Annotated in this window: 15 protein-coding genes; 8 read left to right on the top strand and 7 right to left on the bottom strand. The window is 60.1% G+C overall.

The annotated features are described in order from the left end of the window. Positions 1-114: 114 nt before the first annotated feature. Positions 115-1338, bottom strand: a complete 1224-nt coding sequence (locus tag C6558_RS05790; protein ID WP_025430199.1) for an NnrS family protein — start codon at positions 1336-1338, stop codon at positions 115-117. 335 nt (positions 1339-1673) lie between these two features. Here C6558_RS05790 and nirK point away from each other — a divergent pair, with 335 nt between their 5' ends. The 4 genes from nirK (at position 1674) to C6558_RS05770 (ending at position 5785) form a co-directional block, all read left to right on the top strand. Beyond that, the gene (nirK, locus tag C6558_RS05785; RefSeq protein WP_025430198.1) at positions 1674-2816 is read left to right on the top strand and encodes a copper-containing nitrite reductase; all 1143 of its coding nucleotides are present in this window, start codon (positions 1674-1676) and stop codon (positions 2814-2816) included. Positions 2817-2926: 110 nt separating this feature from the next. Beyond that, positions 2927-3844 (top strand): SUMF1/EgtB/PvdO family nonheme iron enzyme, encoded by a 918-nt coding sequence (locus tag C6558_RS05780; protein ID WP_025430197.1) that lies wholly within the window; start codon positions 2927-2929, stop codon positions 3842-3844. Positions 3845-3964: 120 nt separating this feature from the next. After that, positions 3965-4666, top strand: a complete 702-nt coding sequence (locus C6558_RS05775) for a Crp/Fnr family transcriptional regulator (RefSeq protein WP_025430196.1) — start codon at positions 3965-3967, stop codon at positions 4664-4666. A gap of 213 nt (positions 4667-4879) precedes the next feature. Further along, positions 4880-5785, top strand: coding sequence for a LysR family transcriptional regulator (locus C6558_RS05770; protein WP_025430195.1), 906 nt, complete (start codon positions 4880-4882; stop codon positions 5783-5785). A gap of 13 nt (positions 5786-5798) precedes the next feature. Here C6558_RS05770 and C6558_RS05765 read toward each other — a convergent pair whose 3' ends face one another. Continuing rightward, on the bottom strand, positions 5799-6749 hold the full coding sequence (locus tag C6558_RS05765) for an alpha/beta fold hydrolase (RefSeq protein WP_107026946.1): 951 nt from the start codon (positions 6747-6749) through the stop codon (positions 5799-5801). Positions 6750-6775: 26 nt separating this feature from the next. Further along, on the bottom strand, positions 6776-6997 hold the full coding sequence (locus tag C6558_RS05760) for a DUF2798 domain-containing protein (protein ID WP_025430193.1): 222 nt from the start codon (positions 6995-6997) through the stop codon (positions 6776-6778). Positions 6998-7193: 196 nt separating this feature from the next. Here C6558_RS05760 and C6558_RS05755 point away from each other — a divergent pair, with 196 nt between their 5' ends. The 3 genes from C6558_RS05755 (at position 7194) to C6558_RS05745 (ending at position 10040) form a co-directional block, all read left to right on the top strand. Beyond that, complete coding sequence (locus tag C6558_RS05755) at positions 7194-7985, top strand: SDR family oxidoreductase (protein WP_057217029.1); 792 nt, start codon at positions 7194-7196, stop codon at positions 7983-7985. 145 nt (positions 7986-8130) lie between these two features. Next, entirely contained in the window at positions 8131-8925 is a 795-nt protein-coding gene (locus C6558_RS05750; protein WP_057217031.1) for an SDR family oxidoreductase, read from the top strand. A gap of 173 nt (positions 8926-9098) precedes the next feature. Continuing rightward, positions 9099-10040, top strand: coding sequence for a DMT family transporter (locus C6558_RS05745; protein ID WP_107026945.1), 942 nt, complete (start codon positions 9099-9101; stop codon positions 10038-10040). Between the two features lie 45 nt (positions 10041-10085). On the opposite strand, the gene C6558_RS05740 is transcribed toward C6558_RS05745, so the two are convergent. The 3 genes from C6558_RS05740 to C6558_RS05730 form a co-directional block, all read right to left on the bottom strand. After that, on the bottom strand, positions 10086-11051 hold the full coding sequence (locus tag C6558_RS05740; protein WP_107026944.1) for an NADP-dependent oxidoreductase: 966 nt from the start codon (positions 11049-11051) through the stop codon (positions 10086-10088). 134 nt (positions 11052-11185) lie between these two features. After that, positions 11186-11641: a carboxymuconolactone decarboxylase family protein gene (locus C6558_RS05735; protein ID WP_025430188.1), complete on the bottom strand. Its 456-nt coding sequence runs from the start codon at positions 11639-11641 to the stop codon at positions 11186-11188. A gap of 4 nt (positions 11642-11645) precedes the next feature. After that, positions 11646-12071, bottom strand: a complete 426-nt coding sequence (locus C6558_RS05730; RefSeq protein WP_107026943.1) for a cupin domain-containing protein — start codon at positions 12069-12071, stop codon at positions 11646-11648. A 108-nt stretch (positions 12072-12179) separates the two neighbouring features. Here C6558_RS05730 and C6558_RS05725 point away from each other — a divergent pair, with 108 nt between their 5' ends. Beyond that, complete coding sequence (locus C6558_RS05725; protein WP_057220032.1) at positions 12180-13601, top strand: PLP-dependent aminotransferase family protein; 1422 nt, start codon at positions 12180-12182, stop codon at positions 13599-13601. Positions 13602-13795: 194 nt separating this feature from the next. Here the strand turns inward: C6558_RS05725 and C6558_RS05720 are convergent, their stop codons facing one another. Further along, entirely contained in the window at positions 13796-14008 is a 213-nt protein-coding gene (locus tag C6558_RS05720) for a hypothetical protein (protein WP_025430185.1), read from the bottom strand. Positions 14009-14317: the final 309 nt, after the last annotated feature.

Here is a 14317-nt window from a genome sequence, read left to right as displayed (position 1 = left end):
ACAAGCTTCGATCCTGCGGGGCGACGTCTTTATGAGTACATGGCCTCGTCGGAAGGTTGCCGCAGCGGCGGCAACCTTCTTTTTTGGTTATGCAGAACCAACTTACCCGGGGCGCTACGCAGTACCCCGTGGCGCGCGCCGGGCGCGAACCAGCATCGGACCGTATTCGATGCAGAACAGCGCAAAGGCTGTGATCCAGAGTGCTCCCGATAGCGCGAGCAGGTGATGATAGTGCGCCGGCAGGATCTCGGCGAAGGGGCGCGCCAGCGCCGCGCCGATGATGGCGATGTAAGAGGCGCAGCTGAGGTTCGATGCAGCCAAGGGCCGTCCGGTGTGTCCACGGCTTGCGCGCGTCATGACGGCCAGCATCATGCAGGCTATGACCCCAACGGTCATCACATGCATGACGGGGTACGCGTCGAGAGCGCCGACCGCGCCTGCCGCAACGGCGGCAAAGCCGAGTGGAACGAAGGCATAGGCCGCGTGCAGGACGAACACGATCTTGTCCGGCCACGTGGTCCACCCGCGCCAGCGGATAAACCGGGCCGCCTGCAGCAACGAGGCGGCGGACGCTACCGTAGCCGTGACGATATGTTGCGGCGCGAAGGTCCAGCAGACAAGAGCAGCGACGCCGACGAGAATCGTCAGTGTGTCAAAGCGGTTATAGGGAACCGGAAAGTCGGTCCGGCCGAACTTGTTCAGCCAGTTGCGGGTGAAGCTTGGCAGAATTCTGCCGCCGACAATCATGATCAGCATGACATAAGCGCCGATCGCCAGCCGTGCCGCCGCATCGACGTCGAGTTCACGGACGACGGAGATATGGAACCACGCATTGGCGGCTGAAAGGAGAACCAGACCGCCGACGATTTTCAGATCCTTCCACTTCCGACCGACGATGATTTCGCGCGCGCAGATCGCGAGCAACGCCGGCATGAAGGCGGCCTCGATGATCACTGCGAACTTCAATCCGATAACATCGGTTGCAAGCAGCGCCAGCCGCCCGGCAACCCACAGGGCGAACAGGTAGGCGAGCGGCCTGCCAGAAACTGGCAGCCTGCCGGTCCAGTTCGGAACAGCGGTCAAAAGGAAGCCTGCGAGTACGGCGGATGAGAACCCGAAGAGCATCTCGTGTGCGTGCCAATGGGCAGGGCCATATTCGCCGGCAATGTCGATACCCGTGGTAAGGGCGGCAATCCATCCGGCCATGGCGAAGATCGCCCAGAGACTGGCGCCGAGGAAGAAGGGTCTGAAGCCATAGGAAAATAGAACGGGACCGGTGGTGGCGATTCCGCGCGGGATTCCTCCGCTAGGCCTTGGTTTGCTGAAGTAACTAAACATTGTTCGATCCTGTTCTTTCGTCGAGCGGACGGGTGGATGGGATCGATTTATCCGGGGCTTGCCCAGGCATCTTTGCGAAAACGCAATTATAGAGCCTGGCGAACGCCGCCCCCGTGAAGATTTGCAGAAAAACATCCACTTTCCGGGGCGATTTGTTCCAAGACAAAGACGTCATTCGCTCTCGGTTCTACTTGAGGCATGACTACTGAAAAACCTGTGGTCAAAACCTGAGGTGAGCCCGCCAGGGACGGCAGAGGACACCGTAACACGTTGAATTTCGGCATGATTTTCGGACGGCCACTCCGGTCGCGCGGTCATGCCCAAGGAGAGCAATGATGACAGAACAGCTGCAGATGACTCGCCGGACGATTCTGGCCGGCGCCGCCTTCGCTGGCGCGCTGACGCCGATCCTGACGGCGACCTCGACCCAGGCCGCAACGGCCGCCGCTCCCGCGGCAGCGGACACGGCGCCGGTCGACATTGCGACACTGGAACGGGTCAAGGTCGACCTCGTCGCTCCGCCCTTCGTTCATGCTCACGATCAGGTCGCCAAGACCGGCCCGCGCGTGGTCGAGTTCACCATGACCATCGAAGAAAAGAAGCTGGTCATTGACGGCGACGGCACCGAAGTGCACGCCATGACATTCAATGGCTCGGTTCCCGGTCCGCTGATGGTCGTCCACGAGAACGACTATGTCGAACTCAGATTGATCAACCCCGCCACCAACACGCTGCTGCACAATATCGACTTTCACGCAGCAACGGGGGCCTTGGGCGGTGGCGGCCTGACGCAGGTCAATCCCGGCGAGGAGACGACCTTGCGCTTCAAGGCGACCAAACCTGGCGTCTTCGTCTACCATTGCGCGCCGGAAGGCATGGTGCCCTGGCACGTTACCTCGGGCATGAACGGCGCCATCATGGTGCTGCCGCGTGACGGGCTGAAGGATGAGAAGGGACAGCCGCTGACCTATGACAAGGTCTACTACGTGGGCGAGCAGGATTTCTACATCCCACGCGACGAAGCCGGCAATTACAAGAAATACGAAACGCCCGGCGAAGCCTATGAAGATACCGTCAAGGTGATGCGCACGCTGACCCCGACCCACGTCGTCTTCAATGGCGCGGTCGGAGCGCTGACTGGAGAGAGGGCGCTGACAGCGGCCGTTGGCGAACATGTGCTCGTCATCCACTCGCAGGCCAACCGCGACACACGGCCACACCTGATCGGTGGACACGGCGACTATGTCTGGGCAACCGGCAAATTCCGTAATCCGCCCGAGCTCGATCAGGAAACCTGGTTCATTCCGGGCGGCACGGCCGGCGCGGCCTTCTACACATTCCGGCAGCCGGGCATCTATGCCTACGTCAACCACAACCTGATCGAGGCCTTCGAACTGGGCGCGGCCGGACACTTCAAGGTCACCGGCGAGTGGAACGACGATCTGATGACCTCGGTCGTCAAGCCGGCTTCGATGTAGCCCCGATATGACAATTGGCCGCGTTGCCCGAAGAGGTCTTTGGGCAGCGCGAGGCAGCGACAAAGGCATGCGCCGGATCCATCGGCGCATGCCAATAGAAGGGGAAGAACATGCGCGATAGACGTCACAAGAATTCGGTTTCGGTGTTTTCCGTCGCCGTTCCAGCTTTGCTGCTGGTTGCCATCGGCGGGGTGCTTTCGGCCAAGGTCGGGCTGCTGGATGACCTCGACGCAACGGTCGACACCCGCATCGAAGCGCCAGTGACAGTGACGATCGAGCCGCGCCGCATGGAATACCGGGCCGAAGGCCACTTCATCAAGAATGGCTTTGCCGTCGATGCACCGCTGGTTGATGCGACGCTCGCGAAACCGTTCAGGATCATGAAGTACCAGGTTAGCCGCACGGACTATCAGCGTTGCGTCGAAGACGGCGCCTGCGAGAAGGGTGAGCCGGCGGCAAGCCTCGGCAATGATACCCCGATGACCGGCGTCAACTACACCGACGCCAGCAACTATGCCGCCTGGCTGACGGAAAAGACGGGGCAGGTCTGGCGTCTGCCGACCGATCGGCAATGGGCCTTTGCGGCCGGCCGGAAATTTCCCGACGACGCGCTCGGCATTGACGGCAGCAAGGACAATCCGGCGCTCCGGTGGCTTGCCGACTACGAGCGCGAATCCGCGCGGCAGAAGTCGAAGAACCCAATGCCGCAACCGTCGGGCACGTTCGGCGAAAACGAATTCGGCGTCGCCGATCTCGACGGCAATGTCTGGGAATGGACGCAGACCTGCCACCGTCGCGTGACGATCGGCGTCGATGGCGAAGTGCTGAAGATATCGCCAGCCTGCGGGATCTACGTCGTCGACGGCAAGCACCGTGCGTCGATGAGCTTTTTCATTCGCGATCCGAAGAGCGGCGGTTGCGCGGTCGGCGTGCCGCCGGACAATCTCGGCTTCCGCCTGGTTCGCGACGATCGTTGGTATGCGAACATGCTGTACGCCTTCGAGCGCCGTTTCCCCGGTGCGGTGTAACAGCGCGGGGCCTTGATTATCGCCGCTTAAGGGCGGCGAAAGGGTGTTGTCCGCTTCTTCCTCCCGATCGCACGTGATATAGCAGCCCGCATCGCCGATCCGCAGGAGACAGGAAACGACGTGGCTGCACTGGACCGAACACTCGTCAAATCACTCCCGCTGTTTCAGAAGATGAGCGATCAGGAGCTGGACAAGCTCCTGGCGCACGCGACCGTGCGGCGCGTCCCCCAGAATGAGGCCGTCTTCGAGCAGGGGGCTGCGGCCGACTCATTCTATCTGCTTCTGCACGGACGCCTTAAGGTCACTCAGGTCACCCGCGACGGACAACAGATCATCGTCCGTGTCGTCAATCCGGGCGATCTGTTCGGCTTTGCCCGCGCGCTGCAGCGCAGCGACTATCCGGGAACGGCGATGACGGCAACGGAAAGCCTCGTCCTCGCCTGGCCGACCGAGCTCTGGAACGTGTTCGTCGAGAGCAATCCGCATCTGGCCATCAATGCGATGCACACGATCGGCCAGCGGCTCGACGAGGCCCATACCCGCATCCGCGAGATGTCGACCGAGGAAGTCGAACGCCGCGTCGCGCACGCGGTTCTGCGGCTGGCCGAACAGGCGGGTAAGCGCGAAGAGCTTGGCGTGCGCATCGATTTTCCCATTTCCCGGCAGGACATAGCCGAAATGACCGGCACGACGCTCCACACCGTCTCGCGCATTCTCAGCGCGTGGGAGGGGCGGGGACTGGTGCAGGGTGGACGACAGAAGCTGCTTCTCTGCGATCTGCCAGGGCTTCGACGTCTCGCTGAACAAGTCGAGAAGAGCTAGGGTTCGACTGCCCCTCCACGACGTGTGTGACTTCCAGACGTCTGGTCAAGGCCTGTAGTCACCATCGGACGAATGCAGTACCTATGGGCAAATTCTAGAGCGCCGTGCGTTCAGATGAACGCACAAAGGACGCTCTAGCACTTTGATTGTAGAGCATCTTATCCGCTTTCGGTGATTCCACTTGAAAGCGGGATGCTCTAGTCGCGGGGTCCAATGGATCGACTTGATGCCATGCGGGTACTGCTTGCGGTGGTCGACGCCGGAAGTTTGTCGGCTGGCAGCCGCAAGCTGAATGCTCCCTTGCCGAGTGTCAGCCGCAAAGTCGCTGATCTCGAGCGGCACCTCGGTGCAAACCTAATCATTCGCACAAGCCGAAACCTGCAACTTACTGATGCCGGTCGTGATTATGTCGAAGCGGCGCGGAAGATCGTGGCGGACCTGGAGGAGGCCGAGCGACGCGCCTCGGGTGAATATCAAACACCGCGCGGAACGTTGACGATCACGATGCCGGTGGAGTTCGGAAGCCGCTACGTGCTGCCGATTGCATTGGACTTCATGGACAAGCACCCGGAAGTCTCCTTGAACATCTTGTCGTTGGACCGCTCAGTCAATCTCGTCAACGAGCAGGTGGATGTTGCCATTCGTCTCGGGGAACTTGCCGACAGCTCTCTTTACGCAGTCAAGGCTGGCGAGTTTCGCCTTCTGACGGTTGCCAGTCCAGCTTATCTCAAGCGGCATGGCGTGCCTGAGCATCCGAGCGACCTGCCGAAGCATGACGGCATCATGTTCAACAACCGCTCGTTCTTCTGGGGATTTGACCTCGACGGTAAACTGATCGAAGCTCTTCCGATCGCCCGGATCGAAGTCAACACGGCGGCCAATTGTGTTGCCGCCGCGTTAAGTGGCATCGGTATCGCCCGGGTCTTTGACTACCAGGTGCCAGAGGAGCTCTCCACCGGCGCGCTTGTGCCGATCCTGCAAGGTTATGGCGGCGAGGCGAAACCGATCCACATCGTTTATTCGCGTCAAGGCCTTCTCGCACTGAAGGTGCGCGCCTTCATCGACTGGGCCCTGCCGCGGCTTCGTACGACTTGCAGTGGGTATGGATCGGCGGCCTGACAGCTACGCGCCGTCACCGAAATGATGCGCGAACCTCTTCAATCGTTTGCTTCGGGCTCTGCAGATGAGGGTAATGCCCAACGCCGGCAAGGAGATTGAGTTTTGCGGGGAGCCTTGAGGCGAGTTCGAGCCCCATTTCCTTCTTGATGTAGAGGTCTTTCTCACCCCAAACCACATTTACGGGTGTTTTGAACCGGGCCAATTGCGATTCAAAATAGTCCTGGTCCCGCGTGAAGTGAGAATAGTAGAATGAGAAAGCGTCTGCCGTCGTCAAAGCGCCATGGTTCCAGCCGTTGGCCATGTCGTCCTTGAATTCCTGCGAAACCTCGAACTGCGCTTCTTTGGGCAGGCCTCGTCTGAAGGCGTTCTCGAGGATATCGGCGCGATTCTTGTTCAGCTGGGCACGCGCCTGACCAGTCGCTCCCGCCACTTTCAGGCTTTGCAGGCTCTCGTACATGTACTGGGGCCTGTTGAAGGGAGCGAAGTCGCCGACAATGATCGTCCTGGCGATATCAGGCTTTTCCAATGCCAGGAGCAGCGCTGGCAGGGCTCCGATGTCGGTTGCGTAGATCGTCAACTTCGAGGTGTCGATATCCGCTTTCGCCAGGTATTCGTTCAAGACGCGCGCGTAGTCCTTGGGCGCATAGGAAAATCTGTCGACCGCTGGCCGTGATGAGAGACCGTAACCTGGCCAGTCGAAAGCATGAACCTCGTAGTCATTGCCAAGGGCGAGCGAAACATCTTTCCAGGCATAGAGGGTCTCCGGAAAGCCATGCAGGAAGAGAACGGTCCCCTTCGGTCTCGGGTTATGCACCACCATTCTTCTAAGCGTGATGTCTGCATCGATCTTCAGGAAGTCGATGTTGGCCTTTGGTTGTTGGCTGTCTTCGGCGCTTGCCGGAGCGATGGCAGAGCAAAGCACCGCGGCGGCCGCGAACAACGTCCGAATGGATGATTTTGGCATGTCAGTTTCCTCAATGTAGCGTCAGATCAGTAGACCAGGCGATCGACTTGCGCCTGAAGGCGAGGGCCGATCAGGAGGATTGCGGGAATGACGATCACGTATCCGATCCCCCAGGAACGCAGCCACGTCAGGACAAATCCATTCGAAAAGCCCAGATTGAAGGCGAGAAGCGAGAAGGAGATGATCCCCGTCGTCACGACGCCCATCGACAGGGCGAATGCGATTTTCCGTTTCAGATGTATGTGCATGTCTTTCTCCCAGAAGGCTTGGAAATAGCGGTTCAATCAGCCTGCTTGTCGTCAGCGACGAGTTCAGGACCTGGCATAAGAATTGAGCGCCACGCCCGCGGCCGGTAGAGCAAGAATGCGAGAGGCAGCCTCTTGATGTCGGCAAGTCCCAAACGGGGCGGAATGACATACACCAGTCGCGAAAGGACGAAATGTCATGTCGCGAACGCACCCGAAGGCCCTTGTGACCTACGCGTCATGCGCGATCGGTCTCCTTTATGCCGATCGGCTGGCGCGCCGCGGATACGATGTTGTGATGCTTGCAAATGGTGCTGATCGACCAGCCGCGCTTGCACGTATTCTGCAAGCCGAAACCGATGCGGCGGTCGAGATCATCACTCCAAACCTTTGCACCGATCGCGGCCTGGATGACGTGGAAGCCAGTTTCGCGCGAGGAACCGGCTTTGACGTCGTCGTCAATAACCTCGGCCTGCCTCCCGGCAAGGCACTGGCCGAAGCTTCTGCGGCAGATCTCGACCGCCTGATTGGCACGAATGTGAGGGCATACACGCGCATTTCGGCGGCCGCCGCCCGGAACATGGCCCTTCGGCGCCACGGTGCGATTATCAACGTGGCGTCGGCCGGCGGCATCGCACCCGAAACTGCAACCGGCGTCTACGGCGCGAGCAAGGCCTTCCTGATCGCCCTGGCCCGCACGATGCAACACGAACTGGGACATCACGGCGTTTATGTACAATTGGTTCTGACCGCCGCAATCCGCACCGATGTCTGGCCATTTGCGGGATGTGAAGCCGAACTTCTGCCCGGAATGATGTGTGCCGCCGACCTGGTGGATGCCGCATTGGTCGGATTCGACCGCCGCGAGCCGCTGACCATTCCCTCTCTGGCGAAGGCAAGCCAATGGGCGCGGTACGAACACGCGCGCAAGACGCTGCTCGATGATCTCGTGAATGGCGAGTTGGCGCCGCGATATCGGCGCCTTGTCTGACCCGAGACTACGAAACGAGAGGCTGGCTCTCATTTCCCCTCAGTACCGGTCGCCGGGTGTCCAGCCTAATCTAAAGGGCATGAGCAGAGACCGAAGCTCGCCAGCGATGACGGCCTGCCTTCACCACAATCAGAGAGGAACGACGATGCAAGAGACGTTGGGAAAAGCTGTCATTACCGGTGCATCGAGCGGTATCGGTGCGCTTTACGCTGATCGCCTGGCTCGGAAGGGTTATGATCTGATCCTCGTCGCGCGAAACGGCGATCGGCTGCGGCGAGCTGCTGCAACCATTCACGAGCAGACGGGCCGCACGGTTGAAACGGTCACGGCCGACCTGACGGTCGCGGACGATGTGGCGCGGGTCGCGGCGCAGATCGCCGGTGATCCGCGGATAACTATGCTGGTCAATAATGCCGGCGTCGGCGCAACTGCGCCTCTGCTCCAATCTGACGCTCACGCCATGAGCGCGATGATCGCACTCAACGTCGACGCTCTGATGCGCCTCACCTATGCCGCGGTGCCTGCCTTCGTCGAGCGGAACAGGGGCACTATCATCAATATCGCTTCGATCGTGGCGGTTGCACCTGAGAGGCTGAATGGCGTCTACGGCGGCACGAAGGCCTTTGTTCTCGCCTTCAGCCAGAGCCTGCGTCAGGAGCTCGCCGACAGCAACGTTCATGTGCAGGTCGTGTTGCCAGGCGCCACTGCGACCGACTTCTGGGATATCGCCGGCTTGCCCGTGCAGCACTTGCCCCAGGAAATCGTCATGCCGGCCGATGCCTTGGTCGACGCCGCGCTCATGGGTCTCTCCCGCAACGAATTCGTTACGATCCCCAGCCTTCACGATGTCGGCGAGTGGGACACCTTCGAGGCTGCCCGCCAGGCGATGGCCGACAATCTGTCTACGAACAAACCCGCCGACCGCTACCTGGCCAACTGACCACCATTGAGGGCACACGGGCGACAACGTCGACGCCCGGCAGTGCCCTCGAACGAACGCTTAGATCAAGGGAAGCGCGAAGGCTCTATCGCTGTGTAGCATAGAGAAACATTGGCCATGGAACGAGCAGACGGCGGGACCGCCTCGCTTGGCTTGGCAGATCGGGGCCAGTTATGGACAGACAGTTTTATATCGGCGTTTTCGCGGCGATTTTTGCCGCATTCGCCTTTTCCCTCAACTTCATCGTGCCGTTCGTCATCGGCGATTACTCTACCTTCGATTTTGCTCTGATCCGCCATGTCGTTTCGGCGGTGGTTGGCGTGTATATCTTGGTGATCACCAAGGGGGTGGCGCAGTACCTTACCCCCGGCAACTGGCTCATCGCCACGTGGCTCGCCTTCATCGGCTATGTCGGCTATTTCCTCACGGTTACGGGCGCGGCCATCTATGCCGGGCCGGTGATTGCGCCCGCATTCCTCGGACTTGTCCCGATCGTTTTGGCCCTCATCGGCAATCGGCGGCAGGGATCCCTGCCGTGGCGATTTTTGATGATGCCGCTCATGCTGGTGTTGTTCGGTCTCGTTCTTGTCAACAGCGCCGCGTTCACCGAGGTCGGATTGGATTCTGTGCGTTCACTCTGGATTGGAGTTCCACTTTCTATCGCAGCCGTCGTGTTGTGGGTATGGTTTGCCATCGCTAACCAGGCAGCACTGGCCGCCAGACCGGGCATGCCTTCAGGTGTGTGGTCGGCTCTCATCCTCATCGGCGGCGGCATTTTCATGCTGGTTTTCTACCCGATTGGCGCAGCGATGGGGCTGTTCCAGCTTCCCAAGCTTGGTTTCGGATGGGGCACCGCTGCACCATTGTACCTGTGGGGTGTGTCGCTCGCTCTGGTGGCGACAGTTGGCGGCGTCTGGACCTGGAATGTGGCCGCGCGCAGCCTGCCGGTCGCGCTGGCGGCTCAATTGATCGTTTCAGAAACGGCCTTCGGCGTCATTGGTGGGCTCATTGTCCATGCTCGAATACCGACGGTTTTGGAAGGCGCCGGCGTTGCGATACTGATCGCCGGAGTCGTTCTGGCGATCCGTGTGTTCCATGGAAGAAGGGCCTGTTGAAGCGACCCATCATTCCATTTCTCCGGTAGCCTGGCGCGATTTTCGTTAGTTGGCTTCATCCATTGCCAGGACGATTTTTCCCTTCGGTCTCGGCAGCTCGCCTTCGAGCATCAAGTGCGCGTCCTTCGCTTGCTCAAACCGTAATGTCGCCCCGACATTCATCCGGAGGGCACCTCGGGAGACGAGAGAGGAGATGCGGGCAAGGCTTTCGGTCGATACGTCAACGAGAAAAAATTTGGACAGGACCTGGTGCTGTGCGGCCAGAGCCTGGTCCGGAACCGAAACGGCCGAAATCAATCGCCCTCCCTTTTTCAGCACCCGGAACGATCGCGTTTGGGTTTCTCCGCCCACCAGATCGATGACGGCATCGACATCGCGAATTTCGTCCTCAAATCTGGTTTTTGTATAGTCGATGACCGTTTCGCCACCGAGAGCAACAACGCTTTCGATGTCACCTGACGCGGCAGTGCACACTGTCCGAAGGCCCGCTTCTCTGGCGAATTGCACGGCATAGGCGCCGACGTTTCCCGCCGAACCGTGGATCAGCACAGTTTGGCCCCTTTCCAAACCAGCCTGATCGAAAAGTGCCTGCCATGCTGTCACCGCGATCACGGGCAGCGATGCCGCAGCGACGTGGTCAATCGACACTGGTTTGTGATCGAGCATGGAAGCACTGGCGACTGCGTATTGCGCGTATCCACCACAAAAGCGCTTGTTGGTGACGCCATAGACATCATCTCCAACCTTGAACCGCGGGACCCCCGCGCCGACCGCGCCGACCTCGCCTGAGATGTCCGAACCGAGAATGAGAGGGAGAGGCTGGGGCAGGGCGCTGTTGCCGGCGCGAATCCACCCATCCCAAGGGCCAACACCAGCCGCATGGACCTTGACGATGACCTCGTTCATCCCTGGCTCTGGGGTGTCCACGCGCTCCAACTGCATTACATCTGGCGGCCCGAACTGATGGACGCGCCATGCCTTTCCTGAGAAGGTCTTTGAGACATCCGGCATGTGTTTTCCTCTCGATGTTAGTGCAGTGACGAGCGCGCTGCTCACAGTGAAACAGCCCGGGCTCCACCGCCAAATCGCGTTGGGCCGCGCTGCGGACGCGCGATCGGCCGCGGTCCGCGAGCGCTGTTTCGAGGCTATCTGCCAATCGCCGCGTGGGGCACATTCCTGAAGCTTATGGCCATCCGATTGTAAGCGTTCATGAGGCTGATCGCGATCGTGAGATCGACGCGTTCGCGTTCGCTGAAGACGGCGCTGACAGCGTCATAGGCGTCACTAGGCACACCCGTCTCTGCCACGCGCGTCACTGTTTCGGCCCATGCGAGCGCCGCACGCTCGCGCTCGTCGAAGAGAGGGCCGGCTTCCCGCCAGGCTTGAAGCAACGCGATCTTCTCGATCTGCTGCCCCTTCTTCAAAAGATCCCGCGTGTGCATGTCGAGACAATAGGCACAGTTGTTGATCTGGGAAACACGCAGATAGACCAGCTCGAGCAAAACGGATGGGAGGCCGCTTTGCATGACGTAACCGTAGACACCGCCCAGCGCTTTCGCGCCGGCAGGAGCGATTTGGTTATAGTCCAGACGGGCTGACATCGGTTCATTCCTTTGCTTTGGCTGTGGTGGTCAGTTCCTTGTCGTCGGTGTCGACGACAAAGACAGCCAGAAGCTTCGCGGGTTCGGTCTTGCTCGCGTTGCGGCTTACGAGGTGGCTGGAGCCAGGGGTCTCGTAGAAGCTTTCGCCGGGACGATAGGTCCTCTTGGGCTCATCGTTCACCTGTGACTCGATTTCTCCCGACAGAACATAGGCAAAAATGAACGCCGATTTTGCATGGACATGTGGTAGTGACGCTCCGCCTGGAGCGTAATCGACGACCACGGCGCGAACCGACTTGCCGGGAATGTTCGGAATATTCTGCTCGAAGGCCGGCGTAACTGTTTCGAGGGGATCATGCGCGGCGACGGGCATCGCAACGGCAATGGCGACTGCGGCGCAGGCTGCACCGATGATGGATCGTGCATTCATGATGACATTTCTCCTTTGTGGCCTGTTCATCTACTCGCTATAAATACCCCTCGACTGGTCCTGTATTAAGCACCAGGAACGCACGAAAATCTTGTACCACGGGACGGAATGGCTAAACCGCTTGAGCTGCAGATTGATCGCACTGCGAAGACCCCGCTGGCGGACCAGATCTGCATGGGCATCACTGCCGCGATCGACAGTGGCGTATTGGCATCAGGCGCGCGCCTACCCTCCTGGATAGACTTGGCGGCCCAACTTGGCGTCGCCCGTGGCACCGTTCGGCTGGCCTACGATAAACTGGCGGCGGCTCAGCTTATCGTTGCATCTCGCGCAACGGGAACGCGTGTAACGGAGCGACCGATCCTATCCCGGCGACAGGATTCCCCACCGGAGCCTGGCTCCTTCATGGAGCGGTATCAGGAGATGATCGCGGGCCCGGCAATCTTCCAGATGGGCGTGCCGGCGAAGGAGACCTTTCCCGCAAAACTCTTCGCCAGGATCCGGTCCCAAAGTGTGCGCGCCGAGGCGAGCGCACCGGCGATGTATCCGGACCCACGCGGCGAACTCGAGCTGCGGCGGGAGATCGCCGCCTATCTTGCCATTGCGCGCGGGATCGAGTGTTTGCCCTCTCAGATCCTCATCACTTGCGGTTTTGCCAGCGGCCTTGGATTGACCCTCCACGCGCTTGGGCTCGAAGGACGCAAGGCATGGATGGAGGATCCTGGGTTTCCGTTCACGCGGCGCGGGCTTGAGTTGGCGAGATTGTTGCCTGTCCCTGTCCCGGTTGACGCCGACGGCATCGATGTCGACTACGGCCTTCGCATCGCTCCGGACGCAGGGCTAGTCGTTGTGACACCTGGACAGCAGGCTCCAACTGGAATGACGCTTTCGCTCGGGCGACGGCTGCATCTTCTTGATTGGGCGGATCAGGCGGGAGCTTGGGTAATCGAGGATGATTATTTGGGCGAGTTGCAACTGACAGGCCGCGCCGCGCCGGCACTCGCCTCGATTGATCGTGCAGGCCGGGTCATCCATATCGGCTCGTTCAGCAAGACCATAAGTCCGACATTGCGCCTCGGCTTTGTCCTCGTGCCGCGGTCTCTGGAAGCCCGCTTCGCCGAGGTGGCGGCATGTTTGGCGCCTCCGCCCGGGCCATCCGTACAACTCGCCACCGCGGAGTTTATTTGCGAGGGGCATTTCTTGCGGCATCTGCGGCGCACGAAACGCGCATACACGGCACGCCGAGACGCATTGCTGCGGTGTCTGGAGGCGCGCGCAGACGGGATAATCGTTGATACGGCGGGTCTGGCCGTTCTGTTGCGCCTCCCCGATGGCGCGCCGGATGTTTCCATCGTGCGCGAAACGCTACCGTTCGGCCTGGCACCGGCACCCTTGTCGGTATGGCACGCGTCGCCAGCCTTCGCGAAACCCGGTCTGCTTTTGGGCGTTGCCACGTGTCCTCAGCAATATGTCGAGCGGTCTTGTGACCGCCTTCTCGAAATTATTCATCGCTGCACATCGTCGCGATGAGGAAGGCACCGGCCCAATCCGTCGGTCTTTTCTGACAGCCTGATCACGGATCCAATGTGCCAACCTTCAAAGGTGGCGGTCAACATACTCCGCCACTCGCGTGCACAAGGGCGAAAGAACGGAGCCTGAGGCCAGCAAGGGGCAGTTTATTGGAGCGCTGGTGATCGCGATCAATCACAGCCGGTGCTTGTCAGCTAGAGGCGCGGGGTTCTGGGTGAGAACTCCTCATCGAGATCCTCGAAATGAAAAGGCGGAGCGAGCGTTCCGTGTGCCTCAGTTGTGGCGAGGAGACCGGCACTGGACCGACTGATTGGCACGAACGGTGCCCTCTTGAAATCGCCCGAGTAAAACAGGGAGGCCGCTGCGGCGACGCAGAAGGCAAGGAAAAGATTGATGATGCCGGACATTTCACGTGCCTTGCTTTGATATTGGCGCCCAATCCGCGGCCAGTGTTCCAGGTGCTGCTTGCCCCGACCATTTACCGCCAAACCACATGGCCTGCAGGCAAGTCTCGACGCCTTGACACAGATCGATAACGCACCTGGAACACTGGTATTCGTTGCGCATGTAGACGTAACCTTGATTTCTCAAGCGTTTGTATCCGATGCCAACGAACCCATCTTCCTGCGATCGCGTATACCGGATATGTCTGCCAAGGGGCGTTTCTGTAATCATTTGTATCCGCGCAGGCGGATTGCGGCGGCGCCTCAATCGAG

The sequence above is a fragment of the Ensifer sp. NM-2 genome (assembly GCF_003024455.1).
GTDB classification, from domain to species: Bacteria; Pseudomonadota; Alphaproteobacteria; order Rhizobiales; family Rhizobiaceae; genus Ensifer; species Ensifer canadensis.
The sequence above is the reverse complement of the archived record's forward strand: the minus strand, read 5'-3'. Positions and strand labels throughout refer to the sequence as shown.

Bases quoted from the DNA above. Each gene is read 5' to 3' on its own strand.
- C6558_RS05780 (WP_025430197.1), top strand. From the start codon at position 2,927: ATGCGCGATAGACGTCACAAGAATTCGGTTTCGGTGTTTTCCGTCGCC.
- C6558_RS05770 (WP_025430195.1), top strand. From the start codon at position 4,880: ATGGATCGACTTGATGCCATGCGGGTACTGCTTGCGGTGGTCGACGCC.
- C6558_RS05760 (WP_025430193.1), bottom strand. From the start codon at position 6,997: ATGCACATACATCTGAAACGGAAAATCGCATTCGCCCTGTCGATGGGC.
- C6558_RS05755 (WP_057217029.1), top strand. From the start codon at position 7,194: ATGTCGCGAACGCACCCGAAGGCCCTTGTGACCTACGCGTCATGCGCG.
- C6558_RS05740 (WP_107026944.1), bottom strand. From the start codon at position 11,051: ATGCCGGATGTCTCAAAGACCTTCTCAGGAAAGGCATGGCGCGTCCAT.
- C6558_RS05730 (WP_107026943.1), bottom strand. From the start codon at position 12,071: ATGAATGCACGATCCATCATCGGTGCAGCCTGCGCCGCAGTCGCCATT.
- nirK (WP_025430198.1), top strand. From the start codon at position 1,674: ATGACAGAACAGCTGCAGATGACTCGCCGGACGATTCTGGCCGGCGCC.
- C6558_RS05725 (WP_057220032.1), top strand. From the start codon at position 12,180: ATGGCTAAACCGCTTGAGCTGCAGATTGATCGCACTGCGAAGACCCCG.
- C6558_RS05735 (WP_025430188.1), bottom strand. From the start codon at position 11,641: ATGTCAGCCCGTCTGGACTATAACCAAATCGCTCCTGCCGGCGCGAAA.
- C6558_RS05750 (WP_057217031.1), top strand. From the start codon at position 8,131: ATGCAAGAGACGTTGGGAAAAGCTGTCATTACCGGTGCATCGAGCGGT.
- C6558_RS05720 (WP_025430185.1), bottom strand. From the start codon at position 14,008: ATGTCCGGCATCATCAATCTTTTCCTTGCCTTCTGCGTCGCCGCAGCG.
- C6558_RS05765 (WP_107026946.1), bottom strand. From the start codon at position 6,749: ATGCCAAAATCATCCATTCGGACGTTGTTCGCGGCCGCCGCGGTGCTT.
- C6558_RS05745 (WP_107026945.1), top strand. From the start codon at position 9,099: ATGGACAGACAGTTTTATATCGGCGTTTTCGCGGCGATTTTTGCCGCA.
- C6558_RS05790 (WP_025430199.1), bottom strand. From the start codon at position 1,338: ATGTTTAGTTACTTCAGCAAACCAAGGCCTAGCGGAGGAATCCCGCGC.